Source organism: Mycobacterium sp. E2497, assembly GCF_001668695.1.
In the GTDB taxonomy this organism is placed as follows: Bacteria; Actinomycetota; Actinomycetes; order Mycobacteriales; family Mycobacteriaceae; genus Mycobacterium.
Genome location: NZ_LZKD01000137.1, coordinates 23,397 through 39,780, shown reverse-complemented (window position 1 = coordinate 39,780; position 16,384 = coordinate 23,397). Strand labels below are relative to the sequence as shown.

At 69.9% G+C, this 16,384-nt stretch carries 19 protein-coding genes, 1 tRNA gene and 1 other RNA gene; 7 read left to right on the top strand and 14 right to left on the bottom strand.

Annotation, left to right across the window (positions count from 1 at the left end):
• Positions 1-148: 148 nt before the first annotated feature.
• Positions 149-1,351: a cytochrome P450 gene (locus A5713_RS11630; RefSeq protein WP_068095603.1), complete on the top strand. Its 1,203-nt coding sequence runs from the start codon at positions 149-151 to the stop codon at positions 1,349-1,351.
• A gap of 1 nt (position 1,352) precedes the next feature.
• On the opposite strand, the gene A5713_RS11625 is transcribed toward A5713_RS11630, so the two are convergent.
• Positions 1,353-1,916, bottom strand: a complete 564-nt coding sequence (locus A5713_RS11625) for a TetR/AcrR family transcriptional regulator (protein ID WP_082972907.1) — start codon at positions 1,914-1,916, stop codon at positions 1,353-1,355.
• Positions 1,917-2,032: 116 nt separating this feature from the next.
• Between A5713_RS11625 and A5713_RS11620 the strand changes: the two genes are divergently transcribed.
• Positions 2,033-2,419 carry a PPOX class F420-dependent oxidoreductase gene (locus A5713_RS11620; protein ID WP_068095601.1) on the top strand — a complete coding sequence of 129 codons (387 nt, stop codon included), beginning with the start codon at positions 2,033-2,035 and terminating at the stop codon, positions 2,417-2,419.
• On the opposite strand, the gene A5713_RS11615 is transcribed toward A5713_RS11620, so the two are convergent.
• The 4 genes from A5713_RS11615 to A5713_RS11600 all read right to left on the bottom strand — a co-directional run bounded on the left by A5713_RS11615 (position 2,403) and on the right by A5713_RS11600 (position 5,527).
• Positions 2,403-3,566 (bottom strand): zinc-binding dehydrogenase, encoded by a 1,164-nt coding sequence (locus A5713_RS11615; protein ID WP_068095599.1) that lies wholly within the window; start codon positions 3,564-3,566, stop codon positions 2,403-2,405. The genes A5713_RS11620 and A5713_RS11615 overlap by 17 nt on opposite strands.
• A 72-nt stretch (positions 3,567-3,638) precedes the next feature.
• Entirely contained in the window at positions 3,639-4,622 is a 984-nt protein-coding gene (locus A5713_RS11610; protein WP_067919277.1) for an NAD-dependent epimerase/dehydratase family protein, read from the bottom strand.
• A gap of 27 nt (positions 4,623-4,649) precedes the next feature.
• Positions 4,650-5,357, bottom strand: a complete 708-nt coding sequence (locus A5713_RS11605; RefSeq protein WP_369804408.1) for a cutinase family protein — start codon at positions 5,355-5,357, stop codon at positions 4,650-4,652.
• Entirely contained in the window at positions 5,354-5,527 is a 174-nt protein-coding gene (locus A5713_RS11600) for a CsbD family protein (RefSeq protein ID WP_055403166.1), read from the bottom strand. The genes A5713_RS11605 and A5713_RS11600 overlap by 4 nt, the downstream gene beginning before the upstream one ends.
• Before the next feature lie 52 nt (positions 5,528-5,579).
• On the opposite strand from A5713_RS11600, the gene A5713_RS28730 reads away from it, so the two are divergent.
• Positions 5,580-5,741, top strand: coding sequence for a hypothetical protein (locus tag A5713_RS28730; protein WP_197509096.1), 162 nt, complete (start codon positions 5,580-5,582; stop codon positions 5,739-5,741).
• Between the two features lie 12 nt (positions 5,742-5,753).
• On the opposite strand, the gene A5713_RS11595 is transcribed toward A5713_RS28730, so the two are convergent.
• Genes A5713_RS11595 through A5713_RS11580 form a run of 4 tightly spaced genes read right to left on the bottom strand, consistent with a single transcriptional unit; the run spans position 5,754 to position 9,938 of the window.
• Entirely contained in the window at positions 5,754-6,392 is a 639-nt protein-coding gene (locus A5713_RS11595; RefSeq protein ID WP_082972906.1) for a cutinase family protein, read from the bottom strand.
• Positions 6,389-7,456 carry a dihydrodipicolinate reductase gene (locus tag A5713_RS11590; RefSeq protein ID WP_067919281.1) on the bottom strand — a complete coding sequence of 356 codons (1,068 nt, stop codon included), beginning with the start codon at positions 7,454-7,456 and terminating at the stop codon, positions 6,389-6,391. The genes A5713_RS11595 and A5713_RS11590 overlap by 4 nt, the downstream gene beginning before the upstream one ends.
• 29 nt (positions 7,457-7,485) lie before the next feature.
• Complete coding sequence (locus A5713_RS11585) at positions 7,486-8,625, bottom strand: hypothetical protein (protein ID WP_068095597.1); 1,140 nt, start codon at positions 8,623-8,625, stop codon at positions 7,486-7,488.
• A complete protein-coding gene (locus A5713_RS11580; RefSeq protein ID WP_068095594.1) occupies positions 8,622-9,938 on the bottom strand; it encodes a hypothetical protein in 1,317 nt (438 codons plus the stop codon). Before A5713_RS11580 ends, A5713_RS11585 begins: the two co-directional genes overlap by 4 nt.
• A gap of 44 nt (positions 9,939-9,982) precedes the next feature.
• Here A5713_RS11580 and A5713_RS11575 point away from each other — a divergent pair, with 44 nt between their 5' ends.
• Complete coding sequence (locus A5713_RS11575) at positions 9,983-10,321, top strand: hypothetical protein (RefSeq protein WP_067919287.1); 339 nt, start codon at positions 9,983-9,985, stop codon at positions 10,319-10,321.
• 3 nt (positions 10,322-10,324) lie between these two features.
• Here the strand turns inward: A5713_RS11575 and A5713_RS11570 are convergent, their stop codons facing one another.
• From A5713_RS11570 to A5713_RS11560, 3 genes are all read right to left on the bottom strand, one after another.
• Complete coding sequence (locus A5713_RS11570) at positions 10,325-11,683, bottom strand: CHAT domain-containing protein (protein WP_068095761.1); 1,359 nt, start codon at positions 11,681-11,683, stop codon at positions 10,325-10,327.
• Positions 11,674-13,371 carry a hypothetical protein gene (locus A5713_RS11565; protein WP_068095592.1) on the bottom strand — a complete coding sequence of 566 codons (1,698 nt, stop codon included), beginning with the start codon at positions 13,369-13,371 and terminating at the stop codon, positions 11,674-11,676. Before A5713_RS11565 ends, A5713_RS11570 begins: the two co-directional genes overlap by 10 nt.
• A 95-nt stretch (positions 13,372-13,466) precedes the next feature.
• Positions 13,467-13,946: a lipoprotein LpqH gene (locus A5713_RS11560; RefSeq protein ID WP_067919302.1), complete on the bottom strand. Its 480-nt coding sequence runs from the start codon at positions 13,944-13,946 to the stop codon at positions 13,467-13,469.
• 144 nt (positions 13,947-14,090) lie between these two features.
• Between A5713_RS11560 and A5713_RS11555 the strand changes: the two genes are divergently transcribed.
• Both A5713_RS11555 and A5713_RS11550 read left to right on the top strand, forming a co-directional pair.
• Entirely contained in the window at positions 14,091-14,471 is a 381-nt protein-coding gene (locus A5713_RS11555) for a hypothetical protein (protein ID WP_067919291.1), read from the top strand.
• Between the two features lie 13 nt (positions 14,472-14,484).
• Positions 14,485-15,228, top strand: a complete 744-nt coding sequence (locus tag A5713_RS11550) for an enoyl-CoA hydratase/isomerase family protein (protein ID WP_068095590.1) — start codon at positions 14,485-14,487, stop codon at positions 15,226-15,228.
• On the opposite strand, the gene A5713_RS11545 is transcribed toward A5713_RS11550, so the two are convergent.
• Positions 15,229-15,963 (bottom strand): hypothetical protein, encoded by a 735-nt coding sequence (locus tag A5713_RS11545; RefSeq protein WP_068095588.1) that lies wholly within the window; start codon positions 15,961-15,963, stop codon positions 15,229-15,231.
• Between the two features lie 92 nt (positions 15,964-16,055).
• Positions 16,056-16,141 (bottom strand) — tRNA-Ser (locus A5713_RS11540).
• A 76-nt stretch (positions 16,142-16,217) separates the two neighbouring features.
• Between A5713_RS11540 and ffs the strand changes: the two genes are divergently transcribed.
• Positions 16,218-16,312: signal recognition particle sRNA small type (gene ffs / locus A5713_RS11535), an RNA gene on the top strand.
• The last annotated feature ends 72 nt before the right edge of the window (positions 16,313-16,384 follow it).

Genomic DNA, 16,384 nt, shown 5'->3' with positions numbered 1-16,384 from the left:
CGAAGCCTTCACACCCGGGGGGCAAATCTTCACAGATTCGGAACACTGGGCGTGAGGTCGGGGCGCGGCGGCGTCTTGACTGCCAGGCTTCGCGCTGCTAGACATGGGTGCGTCATGGATTTGGGCGATCGCCCAAAGTGGAGGTGAAATGACGGCCACCAGCGGCACGGACGTCTACTACGACCCCTATGACACCGGCATCATCGCCGACCCGTACCCGACCTACGCGCGGCTGCGCGAAGAGGCGCCGATCTACTACAACGAGCGCTACGACTTCTGGGCGCTGTCACGGTATTCCGACGTCGATCGGGCGCTGGCCGACTGGGAGACGTTCTCCAACAAGCGCAGCGACATCCTCGAGCTCATCCAGTCGAAGTTCGACATGCCCGGCGGGGTGATGATGTTCCAGGATCCGCCGGAGCACACCAGGTTGCGCGGGCTGATGTCGCGCGTGTTCACCCCGCGCCGGATGGCCGCGCTCGAGGACCAGATTCGCCAATACTGCGTGCGGTGTCTGGATCCGCTGGTCGGTTCCGGGAGCTTCGACATCATTGCCGAGCTGGCCTCGATGATGCCGATGCGGGTGATCGGCATGCTGTTGGGAATCCCCGAGTCCGAGCAGGTTTCGGTGCGCGACGCCAACGACGCCAACCTGCGCACCAAACCGGGTGCACCGTTGAAGGTCGCCGACGCCGACTCGATCGCCGACGGCCGGATCTACGCCGACTACGTGGAATGGCGGTCCAAGAATCCCTCCGACGACCTGATGACGACGCTGCTCAACGTCGAGTTCGACGACGAGCACGGTGTGCACCGGAAGCTGACCCGCAAGGAGGTGCTGCACTACACGCAGGTGGTCGCCGGGGCGGGCAACGAGACGACGGGCCGGCTGATCGGCTGGCTGGCCAAGGTGCTCGCCGAGCATCCCGACCAGCGGCGCGCGGTCTACGAAGATCGGTCGCTGCTGACCCGCACGGTCGACGAGACGCTGCGATTCGAACCGACGGGACCGCACGTGGCCCGCTGGATGGCAAAGGATTTCGAGTGTTACGGCACCACGGTTCCGGCCGGTAGTGCCATGCTGCTGCTCTTCGGTGCCGCAAACCGCGACCACCGCCGCTACACCGATCCGGACACCTACGACATCCGTCGTGACAACATCTCGCACATCACGTTCGGGAAGGGCGTGCACTACTGCCTCGGCGCCAACCTCGCCCGGCTCGAGGGCCGCGTCGCGCTGGACGAAATCCTCAACCGATGGCCGGAATGGGGAATCGACTACGAGACCGCGAGATTGGCGCCGACGTCGACGGTCAGGGGCTGGGAGCGGCTACAGGTGGTGCTGCCCTGAGTCAGGCGGGCGCCTCGTATCGGTCGATGAGTCGGTTGACCAGCGCGATGGCATCGGCGTGACCGCGCGTCGCACCGAGGGAATCCTCCAAGATGACGGTGCGGCCGATCGCGGCGATGACCACCGCGAGACCCGCCGGCGGGAATTCGGCTGCGTCGAGGCCGTTCTCGCGGACGATCTCGTCCAGCGTGGCGATCTGCATGTCGCGCCACCGCTGGAACCAGGCCGCGATCTCGGCGCGGATCTTTTTGCGGTGGTTGGCAAGTCCCATGAATTCCTGCAGCAACCGGGCATCCTTGGGTGCGACGAGGGTGTCCCACAGGGCGTGCAGGGGGCGGTCGGACGCGAGCGCCGCCTTCTGGCGATCGAGGTAAGCGGCCGCCCCGCGCCTGAAGACGTCGAGGTATAGCTCATCCATCGTGGGGAAGTAGTAGTGCACCAGCGCGGCTTTGACCCCGGCTTGGGCGGCCACTCGGCGTGAGGTCGCCGCAGCGTACCCCTCCTCGACCATGACGTGAACCGTCGCGTCGATCAGCAGGTCCCGGGTCGTCGAGTCCCTGGCCATCACCGGACCCTAATTTGGGCGGTCGCCAAGAATCAACAAAGGCTGTTGGTTAGACGATTGAGGTGCGGGGAATGGTTCACGGGAACCGTTCAGAAAGTGAAGGAACAATATCTTCCATGGCTCCCAGTTTCTCCGACGTCATCCAATCCAAGTACCTGCTGCTGACGACGTTCACCAAGGACGGCCGCCCCAAGCCCACGCCGATCTGGGGCGTGCCCGAGGGCGATAAACTGCTGGTCATCACCGACGACGGGTCGTGGAAGACCAGGCGGATCAACAACACGCCCCGGGTGACGATCGCCAAGAGCGCCGCGTTGGGGAAAACCAAGAGCGAAGAGGTCGAGGGCGTCGCCCGGGTGCTGCCGAAGGCCGAGACGCGGCGGGTCTACAACGCCGTGCTCAGGCGCTACTGGTACCACGCCTGGTGGTTCTATGCGCACTCGATCGTCCGGGGCGGCATCGACAAGGTCCACGTGGGGCTCGAGATCAGACCGGCTGGCTAGCGTCGCTCTTGGGATCGATCAAGATCTTCGCGTGCGCCTCGGGATCGCCGAGCGCATCGAACGCGGCTTCGACGCCGGACAACCCTACCGTTCCGGTGATCAGCGGTGTGACGTCGACCTTGCCGTCGGCGAGCATGTGCAGGGTGTCGCGGAACTCGAGAGGGGTGTAGCCGAGCACGAACCGCAGGTCGATCTCCTTGTTGATCGCCATCGCGGGCCGAATGTGGTCGGCGCCCATGCACACACCCACGACGACGACGCGCGAGAACAGCGGTGCGCCGGCGATGATGCCGTCGATGATGCCTGGGACACCGACGCATTCGAAGATGACCGGGTGCTTGGGGGTTGCCGCGCCGGCGGCCTCGGCGGCGCGCCACACGTGCCACCACGGCAGCCGCAGCCGTTGCAGTTTCTCGATCGTGCCGACCGCGAGGTCGAACGCCTCCAGAATCCCTTGCAGATGTTTGCGGCCGGCCCGGGTCGCGTAGGGCGAGTCGTGTGCGGGGTCGACGACGATGTCGGCGCCGCAGGCCGTCGCCAGCGCGCGCCTGCCCGCAGAGAAGTCACTGGCGATCACCGTGCGCACGCCGTGCGCCTTGAGCATGCAGATCACGGCCAGACCGATTGGCCCGCAGCCGATCACGATCGCCACGTCCCCCTTCTTCACCTCGCCGCGTCGGACGGCGTGCCACGCGACGGCCATCGGCTCGGTCAGCGCGGCGATCTGCGGGGACAACCCGTTCGGCACCGCGAACGTCAGCGACTGCTCGACGAGGAGCTGTTCGGCGTAGGCCCCGGGTGCCATGGTCGACAGCCCGATCCCGTGCACCTCTTTGCCGCGCCGCAGCAGCGGCAGGGCCACGACCCGGGTGCCGGGTCGCGGGGCATTGCGCGTGCCCGGCCCGTAATCCAATACCTCGCCGCAGAATTCGTGACCGAAGACGACGTGCTGGTCCGATCGCATGAACGCGTCGTAGCCGGATTCGGCCATGACGTCGGCGAGTTCGTCGCAGTGGTGACGAGCGTGTAGGTCGGATCCGCAGATGCCACACCTGAGGACTTCGACCAACAGCTGCCCCTTGGCGGGGGTCGGCGTCGGGGCGTCGACTACTTCGAGCTTTGCGTTGGTGCAGGTCACGCTCTTCATCCGTCGATCCTCCTACACGGTGGTCGAATTCGGACCCGCGGGTGCCGGCTCTTTCAGCCGCGAGGCGCCCGCTCAGCTCAGCGCGCGAAGGGCTTCGTACGTGTCGGCCAGGGTCTCTTGTGGATCCCGGTACTTGATGCCGAGTTCGCGTTCGCTCGGTGAATCGTCGGACGCCGGCATCTGCGTGTAGTACTGCATCCCGGCCCAGGTGAAGGGCGTATCGAAGGGTACGAAACGGCTGGCGCGATCCATCACCGCGCCGGCGACGCGCAGGGCGGTATCGGGAATCGGGACCGAGACCATCGCCGACCCGGACACCTCGCCGAGCATCTTCGCCAACTCCGCCGCCGGAACACGATGGCCGCCCGCCATGTAGCGGCGCGGGCCGTGGCCGGGCTCCAGCAGCGCCGCGTGCAACGCCGCCAAATCGCGGACGTCGACGATCAACCAGGCCCCGCTCCGACCCGGGATCACGTGCATCTGCAGGGCGGCCTTGACGCCCTCGCCGGCCTCGCCGAACTGGTCACCCACCGGTGGGCCGATGACCATGCCGGGGTAGGTGATGTTCACGGGCGCACCCGCATCCTGCAGGCCGCGGGCATAGATCTCGACCTGCGCCTTGGACGTGCCGTACCCGTCCGCCCCACCGACGACCGGCAGGTCCGCCGACAGCTCTTCCAGGCCGGCATGAAAGAGCGCGCTGAAACTCGACACGTGGATGATCGGATCCAGGCCCAGCTCCACCGACTGGCCGAGGACGTTCTGCGCGCCCTGCATGTTGGTGGTGAGCATCTGGGTGGTCTGGCGCGGGTCGGTGGCGACCAGGGCGGCGCTGTGCACGACGGCTTCACAGCCGTCCAGCGCCTCACGCACCGCCATCCGGTCGGTGATGTCGGCGACGGCGAAGTCGGACACGTCGACGCCCAGTTTGGCCACCGAAGTCTGCAGCTTGCCGGGGTTGCGCACCAGGAACCGGATGGAGTGCCCCGCGTCGGCGATGGCCTTTGCCGTCCACCCGCCGACGAATCCCGTACCGCCTGTGATCAGAACGCGCATGGTGCGATCTTTGCAGGGCCGTCCGGCCTACAGGTGACTGGAGGCGAAGTTGGCGGCCTGGCCGGTCATGCCGTTCACGCCGTAGGACACGTGCGCGGCGAAGTCGTTCCCGGTGCCGGTGCCGCACACCGGATCGCCCTGGGCGCACAGCTCCAGCGTCTTCGGCTGATACAGCGGGCCGATGGCCAGCGGCGGGGCGTGGTACTTCTGCAGGAAGTCGCCCGACGGCGTCCCGAACAGGGTGACCGCGGCGACGTGGTTCGCCACGTCGGGCGGCATCGGTGACGGCACGGCGGACGCCGGCACGCCCGACGGTACGGCCGCCGAGGTGACGTAACCCGCCAACGCCGCACCCTGCGAATACCCGCCGAGCACCTCGCGGGTGTTGGGACAGTTCTTGGCGGTGGCCTCGACGTGCGAACTGGCGTCACGGATGCCGTCGACGACCGTCTGCGGGAAGTTGGGGTTCGAAAAGTCCGTGCTGGCAGGGTAATTGACCGCGTAGACGCTCAACGATCGGGAGCCGATCTGCGAGCGCAGCGCGTCGACGAAGGACCCGCCGATGCCGCCGACACCGGGCGGCTCACCCGATCCGCGGGCGAACACCACCTCGACATCGGGACACGGGTCCGCGGACGCGGACGGACTCGGCGCACTGGAGACCAGCGCGCCGGTCGCCAGCGCCGCCAGTCCGACGAGCGCAGGCAGCCGACGCAGCGGGGCAAGCTTGCTCACTTCTTGAAGGCGTCTTTCACCTTTTCGCCGGCGTCCTTCAGGCTGGACTTCGCCTGGTCCGCCCGGCCCTCGTCCCTGGTTTCGTGGTCCCCGGTCGCCTTGCCGATGGCCTCCTTGGCCCGGCCGCCCAGGTCCTCGATCTTGTTCTTCAGCTTGTCCTCGTTACTCATGCCGGTGTGGCTACCCAGCAAAGGGAGCAGTTGAAACCCCGAGCCTGCCATCATGGTGGTTGTGAGCGCCGCGATCGTGGTGGCAGTGGTGGTGGGGCTGATGCTGCTCGGCATCGGCATGGTGATCAACCAGCTGCTGCGGCTGCGCAGGTACCTGAGGGACTCGCCGACCGCGCCACCGCCGGGACCCGAGCCCCCGGAGCCGCCCGGCTAGGGGCGGGCCGCCCTACAATCGCGCGGCGACCAAGTTCGCGGCCTGGGTCGTCATGCCGGACTGCACGTACGAGGCGTGGGCGAAGACGTTGATGTTGGAGCCATCCGAGCACGCCGGGTCGCCGGCGGCGCACATGTCGACGGTCTTCGCGGCGTACGGCGGGGCGATCGGCGGGAACACGGTGCCGGACAACCGATTCGCGAGGGCGCTCGTCGGGTTGCCGAAGACGGCGATCGCCGCGACGTGGTCGACCGCCCGGGGTGGCATGGCCGGCGTGGCCAAGTCGATCACGCCGGCACCCTGCGAAAACCCGCCGAGCACCATTCGGGTGTTGGGGCAGCGACCGATCATGTCCTGTACGTGGGCAACCAGGTCGTCGGCACCGTTCTGGGCGCTCGCGGCGAAGGCCTCGGTCGCGGGGTAGTTGACCGGGTAGACACCCATCGACCGCCCGGAAAGCTGGGGCCCGAGGGAGTCGATGAACGCCTGGCCCACACTGCCGACCCCCGGGGGCTGGCCGGTGCCGCGGGCGAACGCCACCTCGACGGCGGGGCAGGGGTCGGCATGAGCGGCCGGGTTGTCGAGCGCCCCGCCCAGCACCACCCAACTCGCCACGGCCACAACGGCAACGACGATGCGCTTCACACTCATCGCTTCATGCTGACACAGGCGTTCCCACGGGGCAGCGTCAGCGGAAGGTCGGTGTAGGTGACGATGCCCGGCGGCGCGGCGACAACGGCCGGGATCGCGTTGATCGCGGGCATCGCGGTCATGATGTGGCCGAGGTCCATGAACTCCTCGATCGTGGTGGCCTCGAAGTAAGGCGGCGGCAGGAAGCCGACCTTGGTGGTGACCGTCGGCTGCCCGTCGATCTGGATGACCCAGCCGTCCTGGTCGATCTTCCAGTCGGGCTCGAGCGTCTGGCCCTTGCGCCACCGGACGTTCAGGTCGATCAGGGTGGTGTCGCCGACGATGCCCTGCCAGCTGATGTACACCCCCGCCACGCACCCGGCGGGGATGGTCCAGGACGCCATCTCGAGGTCGGCCGTGGTCTGGGCGAACTCGGCCACGCACTTGACGTCGTCGAGTTCGACGCCCAGCGCGTCGCCCACCAGCCGGACGGCCTCGCCGAAGATGGCCGTGCCCTTCGCCGCCATCGCCTGCAGCCCCGGGTGGTCGATCGGCTGCCCGAAGCCCACCGGCCTCTCGGTCTCCGGTGAGTCGTAGAACGTGGTGTCGGCGGCCTCGTTGACCGTGACCTTGTCGATCCGGTTGCACACCATCGCCGACACGATGGCCAGCAGCTCGGCGAAACCCGGGCTCACCCCGGACCCGAAGATGGTGGCGCCGCCCTTCTCGCAGGCCTGAGCGATCTTGTCCCGCCCGTCGCCGAGGTTGCCCCCGGTGATGAAGGACGCCGTCGTCACCACGTTGACGCCCGCGGACAGGATGCGGACCAGCTCGTCGACGTCGATCCACATCGGGTTGTAGACCACGCAGTCGGGTTTCAGCGCGAGCAGCGCGCCGACGTCGTTGGTGGCCGCCACGCCCAGCGGCGCGATCCCGACGAGGTCGCCGGCGTCGCGGCCGACCTTCTCGGCCGACCACGCATAGCAGCCCACCAGTTCCAGCGTGGGGTTGGCGACGACCGACTTCAGCGAACTCTTGCCGACGTTGCCGGTGTTCCACTGAACCACTCGATAGGTGTTTGGCACTCGCTCAGCATAGGGAATGGGTGCTGCCGTTAGTAGGCGGATTCGGCGGCCAGGATCTCGGCGAGGTAGGCGTCGACGGCCGGCCGGTCCAGCCGTGCCCGCGCCCAGCGCCGCACGCGCTCCCGGGTTTCGGCCGACTCCATCGTCACGGCCCCGACAAGGACCGACGTCGCCGACCAATCGTGGTTCCATGCCGCCGATTCCGTGAGCGGACGTTGGGTGCCGTCGGCCAGGGCGAGGGTCGCGCGGCCGCCGGCGTCCAGCGCGCCCGCGCCGGAGATGCTCCCGGAGGTCAGCCGCACCGCGACGCCGGTGGGCGCGTCCGGGCCGATGACCGCCACCCGCACGCGGGCGACGACCTCCGTTCCGGCCGCCTCCACCGTCCAGTCGACGGTGTCCTCGCCGGCGTCGAAGATGCCTGGCGGAACGCCACCCCAGTTGACGGACGCGACGCCGTCGGCGATCGGGGCCGCGGCGCGCGGGCCCGCGCCCGCGCCGGCGGCCAGGGCGTAGTCGTCTCGGCGTCCACTCGACGGCACCCAAAACGGCTCCGAATCATCAAGGGCGGCAGACAGTTCGGGCCAGCCGGGGCCGTCCACCCCGACCTCGTCGGCCAGCGCGGCGCCGGCCCGGATCAGGTCCAGCGCCCGCGGGTCGCCTTCCGCGGCGTGCCCGGCCAGGGCGGCGGCGTGCGGCGCCAGCAGGTCCGCGACATCGGAATCGAAGGTGTCGTCGGCGAAGAAGCCCTGCGCGCCCGCGGTCAGCACCGCGACCTCGAGATCCAACAGTGCGCGGTCCAGCCCGACGATGCCCTCGTGCCGGCTGGCCGGCCACCAGCGCCGCAGCCAATGGCCGACGGCCAGCCTGCGGAGCGTCTCCAGCGAGCCCGGCAGGATGTCCACGCCGGCGAGGTCGACGCCGCGCGGTTCGTCCGCCGACGCCACCGCGGAAGCCAGCGCGACATGGCCGGATTCGCCGACCACCCGCCAAAGCCAGTCGGCGCGGCCGACATCGGTGAACGTGATGTGCGGGGCGGCGCCGTCGGGCTCGCCCGGTGCGTCCAGGGTCCACGACAGCACCGCGCCACTGACCTCCAGCACCGCGGCCAGCGGCGTGGCCTCGCTGGCGGGTCCGGTGCTCCACAGCCCCGAATCGGCGACCAATCTCATCCGGCCACCTGCAGTTCCAGCATCGCCTTGATCCGCTGCCGGTGATCGAGGCTCACCGACCGCGCCACGCCCTCGAGCAGCGACCGCACGTCATCGACGTCGTCGCAGGGCTCCTGCCACACGTCGCGGCCGTGCAGCCGCGCCCACAGCCGGCTCAGGTAGGGCTGCGCGTACGTGGCGAGGTCGTCGACCACCTGCCGTTGGCGCGGATGGATCGGGCCGCCCTCGGCGAGGTAGCGCCGGGCGTGCAGCACATAGGCCTCCTTGCGCAGCCGCGCCTGGATCTGCGCCGCCAGGGCATAGCGGCCGGCGGCGGACGGGTCCAGCGGGGCCAGCTCGACCGCGACCTCGATGCCCGCCACGAGAGTGGCCTGCTTGTCCTCGGCCAGCAACCCCCACGGCGCGCAGGCCCGGTCGACCTCCTCCTCGCACAGCAAGGGGATATCGGGCAGCGCGTCGCGGTCCAGCGCGCGGCGCAACGTCGCACGCACCCGGTCCACCACGCTGCGGTCCAGCGGGCGGTCGCCGTCGGCGCCGCCGACCACCTGCGGGGGCCGTTGCGGCGCAACCGCGCTCAAGCCCAGACCCACGATTGACCACGGCAGCTCCGCCGCCTGGACCCGGGCCAACGCCCCCAGGTTGTACGGGGTGGCGTCGGCGATCATCGCCGACCAGACGCGTTGCCGGGCCGTCGCGGTGCGGTGGCTGTTGGCCGGTCCGAGCACGGTGGCCAGCTCCGCCAGGAACGGCTCGATGACGGTGTCACCGGCGGCCCGCACGTCGCGCCAGCTGCGGTCGAGCTGGTCGGCCAGCTTGGCGACCGCTTCGGGATCGGCCACGTACCGGTGCAGCACCTCGATCGCGGTGCGGTCGCGACCCTGGTGAATGTCGGCCAGAACCGCGGCCGCCGTCTCGCGATCCTGCGGTGCCGGTGGGCCTTTCGTCACCGCGAGCTCGAAGCACACGGGGAAGTACAGTTCCTGGGCGTTTCCGCTGCGGATGCGTTGCCTGCGGCGCTCCTGTTTGAGAGCCTCGAACCATGCTGCGGCCGAACGTAATTCGTCGGCACTGGCGACAATCAGGTCACGCATGGCCGCGGCGGTCTCGGGCGCGACGACGGGGGCGGAGTATTGCGGGTTCGAGCGCAGCCGAAGCACCAGCGGATCGATGATGCGTTTGACGGTGCGGGTCAACGGCCCGCCGTCGTCGCTGCTGAGCACCTCCACGCCGGGGCCGATCGCCCGCCAGGCCGCGTCGATCACCGACCGGCGAGGCTGGCCGACCGCGACGGCCAGCTGCGAATCCGCGCTCATCTGCACAGAATAGGGGCATCGCGCGAAGCGCGGCAGCGGAAAACTTGGGTTCGGTAGCCTGCCGGCCGTCCCACCCTGGGCGCATGAAGAAGCTGTTGGCACTGGTGCACCGGCTCGGCCGTCCGCGGACCCGGGGCGCCGCGGACGCCGCGGTCGGGGTCGGCACGGTCCGCACGGTCGCGCGTCAGGTGTTCATCGAGGTGGTCGCGGTGTCCGGGGAGACGTTCATCGGCAAGTTGGCGCGCTGCGGTGAGGATTTCGATGTGTCGATGCTGCGCCCCGGCCTGGTCGTCCTGGTGGCGTTCGATCCCGCTGCGCGCGAAGAGCTTTCGTTGCCCGACGACGTGCTGGCGGTGCACGCGGCGTTCGTGGGGTCGCGGTGAGCGCTAGCGCGCGCCGTCCACGGCGAAACTGACCACCGCGGCCCAGTACAGCGGGCTGGCCGTCGCGTCGCCGTCGCGCCAGCGCCGCATCCGGTCGCGCTGCCAGCGGTTCACCGCGCAGCCGGCGTCGGTCTCGGCGTCGTGGGCGCGGTCCACGGCGGCCACGATGTCGGCCATCGGATCGGCGGCCGCCTGGGCGAATTGGCGATACGCGGCGGTGGTGGGCAGCGACCAGAGGGTGGCCGTCACCAGCTGTGCGCCGCCCAGGATCGTCGCCGCCACTAGCCCGGTGGCCTCGTCGAATCGATAGTCCCCGCCCGACCCGCACGCGAGCAGGGCCACCCGCGGCGGCATCGGCAGTTGCAGGGCCATCAAATCCGAGGCGGTCAGGGGGCGGTGATCACCGATCGGGTCGGCGTCGCCGGGGACCTCTGCGGTGTCGGCGAGGTGCAGCGCGGCGCGATCCGCCTGGCCGTCGGCTGAACTCGCGTGCCCGACGTAGAGCAGCCGGCTCGGGGCCTGGGCGAGCAGCTTGGCCAGCCACGTGCGATCGGCGTCCCGGCGGCGGAACAGGTCGATGGCGGCGGCCGGGGATTCAATCACCGGCAGCACGGGCCGGTGCCGAAGCAACTCGGTGAAGTGCCGCGCCAACGGGGTCTCGGGGGACGGCCTGCCGAGCACCGAACCCAGCGCGGAGTCCGGGCGCTGCCCCGGCACCCGGGGGTCGAGGACCAGCAGCGGCGGGCCGGCCTTCCTGGCTTCCCACGCCGCCGGGACGCGCGGTGAGTGCACGATGTTCGGCGGCACCGCCATCAGGACGTCGACCATTTCCATCAGCCGGTGGCCGTCGGTGTGCTGAGCGATGTCGGCGAGCTGCCAGGGGATCCGGGCCGCGGCGCGGCCGCTGGCGGTGATCGCCTCCTGACGGGCGCGCACCAGTTCCTCCTTGCTGGGCCCCGATTTGGGCAGCGCCAGCAGCCCCCACGGGACCCGCGCCAGCCGCGCGCTGGGCGAGACGAACAGCACCGCGCGCGGCGTGGCGACGCACTCGGTCAGCAGCTGCCAGCCGGGGGCGCCGATCAGCAACACCCCGAGGATGTAGGCGAGCGTCAGCTCGGCCTCCGCCGCCGCGAACGGACCGGTGGTCAGGGCGCGTTCGATCGCGTCCCGCCGGTCCTCGGAGCCGTGCGGCTCCGGCAAGGCATTCGCCAGCTCTTCCAGCGCGGCGAGCAGCAGCGGCTCTTCGATGACCCAGTTGACGGTTCGCGACGGCTGCCCGACGATCCGCAAGCTGGCGTAGGTGGCGATCCCCACGTCGGCGTACCGCAGGATCAGGGTGGTCCGGCCGGCGCTCACGGCCAGGTCGACCAGGCGGGCTCGGCCGCCGTGACGTCGCGGCCATAGCGCTGCTGCGCGAGCGCGCGATAGTGGCTCAGGATCGGCCCGGCGTCGGGCTGCATGCGCAACGGCGGCAGCGGCCCGAGCCGGGTCAGCGATGCGCCACCGGGAGGCGACGAGCCGGCCGCCGCCAGCGCCGGGTCCGGCTCCAGCTCGGTGTCGACGGGGATTGGCGCCGTGGCCGTCGAAGCCCATTCGCCGGCCTGTGGCCGCTCGGCGCCCGTACCGAACGTCCCTCGCGCGCTGTGGTATTCGACCAGCTCACTGATCAGTTCGGTGTTCTCCCATTCCCAGGCGACGGCGAAGGCGCCGGCCAGGACCGGCGCCGCGATGCTGCGCGCCCATCGTGATCGCGCGTCGGCGTCGGCGATCGAATACCGCACCGAGTCGACCGCGAGGGCCGCCGGCACCTTGAGTTCGGCGGCCTGCTGCAGTTTGGCCATGCCGCGCCAATACTTTTCGGTGCCGATCTCGCCGTGCAGGATGCCGAGTCCCTGCGCCTGCCGCGCCTCGGTCTCCTGCAGCGTCTCGTCGGGATCGCCCGAACTGTCGAAACCCAGGTCCGCCAACGCGTCCGCGCGCCACACCGTGCCCAGATGGTTGTCCAGCAGCGCGTACTGCAGCCAGCTGCTGCGCGGCGACGAGTCGAGCAGTTCGCGGGCCTGGGCGATCAGTTCGACCGCGTCGGCGAAGCGGCTCCAGAAGATCGCGATCCAGCTGCGCTGCAACAAGATACGGTGCAGGTACAGCGGCTTTCCCAATTCCCGCCAGTGCCGTTCGGCGTGCTCCCAGCACTCGTCGGCGGCCTCCAGCGCCCCCGCCCCCAGCCGGGCGAGGCCAAGGTACAGCCAGCAGCGGGCGACGTCGTGCGCGCGGGCGTGGCGGGCGATCACGGGGTAGGCCTCCGACACCAGCCGCTCGGTGCCGGCGTGGTCGCTCGCCGCCCAGCACGCCGTCGCCCGCTCCAACTGCGCTCGCGCCGTGGACAGTGCCCAACCGTTGGCCTGGGCGCGGGCTTCCGCGCGCCGTAACCAGGGATCGGCCTCCGACAGCCGGCCGGTCTCGACGCAGAACCTGCCGTAGCCGATGCCGGCGACCACCCGAACGTGGTCCGCGGCCTCACCCTTGCCGGCATGGTCTTCGACGGCGCGAACCACGTTGTCCCACAGCGGGACCGACCGGACATGCAGGTCGTCGTCGCACAGCGCGGTCGCGCACAATACCGCCGCATGGATGCGCAGTCGCGCGTGTTCGTCCGCCAGCGACGGAAAGTCCGTGTCGGATTCGTCATTCAGCACCGCCAGCGCGGCCGCCGCGCCCTCGTGGTCCCCGATCGCCGCGGCCAGGCCGGCTTGCAGGAACCGAGCCCGCCGCGAGTACCGCCGGATCATCTGCGCGATGCCGGCGTCGCCGGGCATGCCCGCGTAGATCGCCACGCAGTCCTCGATGCGCCGAATGGATTCGCGCACCCCGTCATTCGCGCCGCGGCCGAGGTAGATCTCGCCCAGCTGGGCGAGGACTTCCAGCATCAGATCGTCGCGGTCCTCCCGCTGTATGCGCGGAATCAGGGACAGCAACAGGTCGCGGGCCCCGGCTTCGTCGGACGCGAACGCCAGGCGGCGCGCGTTGTCCAACTCCTCGGGGATCGACACGGCTGCATCATAAGTCCGCCGATGTCGTCCCGACATGCGAAAGCGGCGAGCGGCGGACGCGTGGTTCAGGCACGTCCGCCGCCCGGCCGCAACCATCAGCCGCAGGTCACCTTGATGTTGAAGTCCTTGGTGATCATTCCGGCCATCGGGTTCTTCAGGTCGGCGCCCTGCGCCTGGCCCGTGATGGTGTAGGTCTTACCGTCCACCGCCACGTCGGCCGAACCGACCTTCGCGCCCATGTTGTTGCTGACCGACAGGGCGTTGCCGTCGACGACCATCGCCAGCGACTCGACCTTCGGGGTGGCCTCGTCGGTCATCACGACCGCCAGCGCCTGCCGCCCGCCGCCGGAACCGCTGCCGATGTCGATCTTGCCGCCCGTCCGGACGCACGTCACCGAGGCCGGGTCCAGGCCCGCCAGGTCGGCGCCGCCGACCTTGACCTGGGCGCCGCCGCCGTGGGCGACGCTGGGGGCCGTGCTGGATGCCGGGCTGGTCGTGTGGCCGCCGCTGGAGCACCCCACCAGCACCGATGCGGCGCCCAGTGTCCCAATCGCAGCCGCGAGAAGACGTTTCACTTCCGGTTCCCTTCCTTCATGCGCCGCCCCGATGGCGTCGCCATGGCGCAAGTACAGGACGCCGGATTCGCTACCGATCCCAAATTCGGCGGCGCCGAGCCGGTAGGCTGCGTCGAGGTCGGCGCTGAGGAAGGGAGACACGCGATGCTGAGCGTGAAGTGGCTGGAAAAGCCTGAGGCCCATGACTTTCCGGCGGCGGCCGACTACCTCACCATGCTCGCGGACGCGAACACCGTCAAGAAGGTCCTCAAGAAGCTGAAGGCCGGAACGGTCACGCACAGGAAGGCCAAAGACATCCTGCGCGCGGCGCAGCTGGGACTGTTGCCGCCCGACAACCCCCACGTCGCCGCCGACCTGACCAAAATCGAGAAAGGCCAACCGCTGTCGCCCATCCTGCTGGTGCGCGGCGACTTCGCGACCGGTGTCCCGCTACAGATCGCCGACGGCTACCACCGCGTGTGCGCGAGCTATCACACCGACGAGAACACCGACATCCCGGTCGTCATCGCGGCCGTGAGCCGCTGACCGGGAGGCGACCATGATCGACATCAAGACGGTGGGAACCGTTCAGGTGCTGACCCTGTCGTCGGGTCCCGTCAACGCCCAGGACGTCGAACTGCTCGACGAGCTGACCCTGGCGGTGCGTGACTTGGGGCGTTCGAACGCCGGCGCGCTGGTCGTCACCGGAGCCGGCCGGGCGTTCAGCGCGGGCGTCGACCTCAACCGGGTGGTGGAGGGCGGCTCCGGCTATACCGATCGGCTGGTCCCGGCGCTGTCCGCGGCGTTCGAGGCGATGTTCGCCTACCCGGGCCCGACCGTCGCCGCGATCAACGGCGCCGCCATCGCCGGGGGATGCGTGCTCGCGTGTGCCTGCGACCGCCGCCTGATCGGCCCGCAGGCGCAGATCGGGGCGGCCGAGGTGCGCGTCGGGGTGCCCTTCCCGGTCGCCGCGCTCGAGGTGATGCGCTACGCCTGCGGCGACGCCGCCGAGGAAGTGCTGCTGGGCGGGCTCAGCTACCGGGGGCCCGACGCCGTGGCCCGCGGGCTCGCCCACCGGGTGGTCACCGAGGACCTCGTGGAGGTGGCCCTGGCGGAGGCGTCCGATCTCGCCGGCATCCCGGCCGGCGCGTACCGCCAGACAAAAACCCAGCTGCGGGCCCCGACGATGGCGCGGATCCGCGAGGGCCGGGCTATCGACGACGAGGTCCGCCGGATGTGGGGCGCGGAGGAGACGCTGCACCGGATCGCCGCCTACGTCGAGCGACTGCGGCGACGCGGCTGATCAGTCCTCGTCGACGGCGTCTTCGACGGCCACGCCGCCCCGGGTGCGCCGCCGCATCCGATGCGAGCCCTTGCCCGTCGGGCGGCGGTTGCGCAGCCCGGCCTGTGCCGCTCCCGCGTCCTCGGACTCAGCGGGGGACGCGGCCGGCGCGGCCGCCGGCTCTTCCTCCGCGGCTTCGGAGCCCTCGGCCTTGACGGTCTCGGTCTCCTCCGGCTCTTCGGCCTCGGCTTCGGCGTCTTCTGCCTCGTCACCCTCGTTGCGGCGCCGGCGCTTCTTGGGCTTCTTCGCCTTGATCGGTTTCGGCGGTGGCGGCGGCAACTCGGCGACGAACGACAGGTAGAACGCGAAGAATCCCAGCAGCGCGATCGCGGCGGCTGCGCCGTAGATCGCGAACAGATACTGGCCGGCGGCGTCCAGGCTCAGCCAGATCTCGCTGATCGCCGTGCCGATGATCAGCACGCCCGCCAGCACGTGGCACACGATCGAGGCGACCCTGAGGTTCAGCGCCATCTGCGGCGTCCCCAGCTCCGGCTTGCGCACCCGCAACAGGTTGAACACCACCGGCAGGGCGGCCAGCGCGATCAGCGCACCCGCCGTGATCCGCAGCGCCGTCCCCAACGTCCGCGTGGTGTCACCCATCAGCTCCGGCCAGCGGGGCAGCACGAAGAAGAAGTAGAGGGCGCCGGCAGCGAGGGAGAACAGCAGGTGCCACGGCACGGCGATCTTGCGCCCCATACCCCTCCTCGTGCTGGTGAGTTCACGCCAGCCTAAAGGCGGCCAACCCGAATCCCAACCAATTCGTGCACGTCCGCATGGCGGACCAATTGCGGAGGATGCGGGATTTGAACCCGCGAGGGCTGTTAACCCAACCCGCGTTCCAGGCGAGCGCCATAGGCCACTAGGCGAATCCTCCGTGGCCATGGTAACCGAGGCCGCCGTAGCCGCCGCCACGCGCTCGGCGGCACCGTCGCGCCGGGTATTACACTCGCGATGGACCCCGCGCGGCGTCTATCCTGTGAACTCCCCCAGGGCCGGAAGGCAGCAAGGGTCAATGGGCTCTGTCGGGTGCGCGGGGTCCCCTATATCCATAGAGTGGCGACCCGCTTCGCCCGGCTCCGCCGCGCTTGCGATCGCACTAGGTTCGATCAGTGGCGAC